The sequence below is a fragment of the Terasakiella brassicae genome, from assembly GCF_014641495.1.
GTDB classification, from domain to species: Bacteria; Pseudomonadota; Alphaproteobacteria; order Rhodospirillales; family Terasakiellaceae; genus Terasakiella; species Terasakiella brassicae.
In genome coordinates this window covers 1-3,837 of the sequence record NZ_BMHV01000058.1, presented here as the reverse complement: position 1 = coordinate 3,837, position 3,837 = coordinate 1, and the positions used below count along the sequence as shown (strand labels likewise).

The following is a 3,837-nucleotide window of genomic DNA, read 5'->3' as shown; positions in this document are numbered from 1 at the left end:
AAAGCTACTTTGGCTTTGAAGTCGGCTGAATGGTTACGGCGTTTTGCCATCGGATAGTCCTTTTCAAAAACGGCTATCCCACCTTAACACCCTGTCCTGTTTTTGGGGACCATCTCTCTTATAAGATAATTGAGGAGTTACTTTGGTTTCATAAGGCGAATGACAGTCCGCAAAATACATTTTTATTAACGTCGGACACTAATTACCTCAGTAAGCTTTTTAACGATGCCTTAGAGGAATTAAAACTCACGTATAATGATGAAGGACAGAAGCGAACCTTATATAGCATCCGTCACTTTTACATAACTCTTATGTTGGAAAGGTTGCCTGTAACGGTGATTGCTGCAAATACAATGACGAGCTTACAGATGATTCAGCGGTACTACGACAAAACGGATACCAAAAGACACCTTAAATCCTTAGCAAAATAATTCTTAATTAATAAAGCATTGACCTGTATCTTAAAGGTGTTTATTTTGCGGTGTATTGTTATCAAAAGTTGAGTGTCTTATGAAAAAACCTCCTGCGCAATGGCCTTTGAAAAACCAATCTTTAAATGGCTTGCTTTTCTTTTACCATCACTCAATGGAGCTATTAGATACTCGCTCGAGAGAAAGCGATAAAGCACCTCACTCCAATGTTAAAGGCAAAACACTTGAGGCAATCAAGCTGTTTCTTTCTATAGAGAAAAATGAAACAAAATCTTTTTATTTAAGCTATGTTTTGGATGAGTTAATCAATGCCTTGAGAAATGATAATGTTGCTCAAGTTTGTTTAGATACCAATTACAAATATATTCTCGAGGGCCTCAGTGATGTTGAAAATCACAGCAGGCTTCGCTCTACACTTCTCCAGCTTGACGGTATATTATCGAACACTTACAAGGATGAATTGTTTCGGTCAGTGCGTCATTTAGTTGAGGATGGCAAGAGTAAGCGCGAGTTATATAATGTAACAAAAAACCTAATTTGTGAGTTAATTGGTAGCGGGTATAGTGCTAGATTTATCAAGACTGAATTGGTTAAAATCAATAAAACCACCTGCGCAACTGGAGGGTTTGATTTTGATGATTTTCTCGCGGCGTTTTCAGGTCAGCATTTTACTTATTTTTGCTATTGCGGTATTCCAATCGCTCCAGCAAAGTATATAGAAGGAAATAAAAACCTTAAACTTGAAACTGTTTCACCGAACAATAAGGTAATCGGGTGTACAAAAGAGGAACTAAAATTAATTAAAGAAGATTATTATAATATTCTGAAATTACCCGTGCCTGGTCTTGACTACTATTCTGCAAAAGAGAATCTTGACGACTTTTTATCTTATATAACCTCTGCAATTAATTTTTATGACCATAGTTCTAACTTAAGTTGGAGTAAGTCAGCTTATATATGTAGAGAGGATGAAAAGAGAGGAAAAGTAATTAGAGGTACAAAGCCATTAATGACGCAAACATATGATGTGCCAAGGGAAACTATCCATAAGCTTTTCGACATGAAATTGGCTGATTTATTTTCACCGAAACGGCGTTCTGCATCCTCGTATGCAAAAATTAGTGCAACTCTTTCAGGGCATGCCAACGCATTACAATCTCCAAAACCTGAAACGCAAATTGTTACTTTGTGGTCAGCGTTAGAAACGCTACTTCCGCTTAAGGGTGAGATGAGAACTCTTGAGTACTATTTCAAGTTTATGATTCCCGCAATAGAGATGGGTCATGCCAGAAAAGAGTTTCTCACTTTTTTCGGAAAAACAAAGCATAATTATAGAGAAGCTTTTTTAGATATTCTTCACCAAGAAGAAAGAGGAGAGGGACTTCTAGAAAGATTTATAAAATGTGTTCTTCTTGATTCTCAAAAAGAAAAATACGACCTTATTTTACAAATGCTCAGTGACAATCCCTATAGTAAGTTTAGACTTGAGAGGATAAAAGATAAATACAAAAGCTTAAAAACAATAAGAAAAAAAAGAGCTCAAGAGAAGCAGAGGCTTCAATGGCAAATCACGCGCATATATAGAGCTCGTAATTCTATAACCCATGCAGGTGAATCGCCTTTTAATACGGGAGTTATACTTACTAATTTGCACGAATACTATGATAGGATTCACACGAACTTTGATATTTATCGAACCAATTATCCAAAAGTTGGTGAAATTAAAGATATTTTTTCATTGATTATTTCTGATTATAATAATCAAAGCCGAAAAATAGATGAATATATAAATAATGGTGCTGTTCTAAGTGAAGATAATATCTTTGATATTTTAAATATTAAAGATAAGACTGTTTTTTATTGATTTTATTTCTATTTTTAAGTAAAGTAGATTAAAGTAAAGCAAGCCATGTTGTTTACACAACTAACTTGTAAAGGGCTTTGCCCGTTTAATCCCGTTAATAGAGAATGAGGTCATATGAGTATAAGGAACACACAAAGTTACTACCGTTTAGCCATCCCGCAAATTGCGGGATTTTTTGTGTCTGCCTGTCAACTTTTTTGGCCCGCAGGAGGACACAATGAAACGTACAAAGATACTCTCTTTCAGGCTTAATCCTGAAGAACATGAAAGACTCAGGCTTTCGCTGAAGAAGGCAGCGCCACAGCGCACTATGCCAGATGCAGCGCGTGCGCTATGCTTGAAATATGCAAAAGCCCGCATCCCTGACACCGTCAAACCGAGATTGCAGCCCAAAAGGCTCCCTGTACTTGATACCCAGTTATTATCAAAGTCTCTCGGTCAACTTGGTAAAATCGGCAGCAACCTAAACCAACTTGCAAAGCATGCCCATTTACATAAGAAGTTACCACACATTCAGGCCTTGAATGAGCTGCAAAACCAAGTTCAAAATGCTGGCAACATAATTAAAGAAGCCCTTCATCCAGAGGAGAAAGGGCATGATAATTAACGGAAGCACTCGCGGCAGTTCATGGGCTGACATTGAAGAACTTTGCGCCCATTTATTAAACGCATCCACAAATGAGAAAGTTGAGGTTTATGGTTTTCGCCATTGCCTAAATGAAAGCCTTACGGAAAACCTAAAAGAAATGCGCTTGCTTTCCCTAGGGAGCAGGTCAAGAAAGTCAGTTTATCATGCAAGCATTAGCGCACCCAAAAATGAGGCGGAAACCTTAAGTGAGTCCGACTGGTTAACAGCCGTAAAGGTATTGGAAAAGGAACTAGGTTTCCAACACCATCAAAGGGCCATTGTTTTTCATACAAAGCAGGGGAGAAAACACGCCCATATTGTTTGGGGCCTGATCAATCCCGCGACATTAAAAGCGGCCCCTACATCTTGGAATTATGTCAAACATGAAAAGGCAGCACGAAAAATCGAAAAGATGCTTAATCTCTCAAAGGTTGAGGGTGTGTTTACACGTAAGAAAGACAGTCCAAGGCCCCGTAGTGCCTATACCTATCAGGATGTTCAAGCCTCAGACCGAACAGGTCAAGACGTTAAGCAAATCATCGCCAGTATTTCAGAGGCTTGGAAAAGTTCAAAGGGTGGGAAAACTTTTAAAGTAAAGCTAGCAGATCATAACCTCACGTTAGCCAGAGGAAAGCGCGGGTTTATTTTAATCGATGGAGGCGGCAACTGCCATAGCATCGCACGCCGCCTTAAGGTCAAGAAGTGTGATGTTGACCAAAAATTAAAAGACCTATCGCTCTTGAACTTACCAAGCGTTGAAGACGTTCAAGGCAATCTTGAGCGATATAAAGATATTAATACCAAAATGTAGCTGTCTTGACTCTTGGGGGATTCCCAAAAGCTTTAAAATATGATTCAACATAGGAAACGAACAGGAGTTTTCTATGAGTGCCCCAATTCCCTTACGACCTGAC

The 3,837-nt window shown here is 38.5% G+C and carries 3 protein-coding genes; all 3 read left to right on the top strand.

Annotated features, from left to right (window positions below; all coding sequences use genetic code 11):
- Positions 1 to 510 precede the first annotated feature (510 nt).
- The 3 genes from IEW74_RS17070 to IEW74_RS17060 all read left to right on the top strand — a co-directional run bounded on the left by IEW74_RS17070 (position 511) and on the right by IEW74_RS17060 (position 3,734).
- Positions 511 to 2,295, top strand: a complete 1,785-nt coding sequence (locus tag IEW74_RS17070) for a hypothetical protein (protein WP_188667368.1) — start codon at positions 511 to 513, stop codon at positions 2,293 to 2,295.
- A 217-nt stretch (positions 2,296 to 2,512) separates the two neighbouring features.
- On the top strand, positions 2,513 to 2,902 hold the full coding sequence (locus tag IEW74_RS17065) for a MobC domain-containing protein (RefSeq protein WP_188667366.1): 390 nt from the start codon (positions 2,513 to 2,515) through the stop codon (positions 2,900 to 2,902).
- Positions 2,892 to 3,734 (top strand): relaxase/mobilization nuclease domain-containing protein, encoded by an 843-nt coding sequence (locus IEW74_RS17060; protein WP_188667364.1) that lies wholly within the window; start codon positions 2,892 to 2,894, stop codon positions 3,732 to 3,734. Before IEW74_RS17065 ends, IEW74_RS17060 begins: the two co-directional genes overlap by 11 nt.
- Positions 3,735 to 3,837 lie beyond the last annotated feature (103 nt).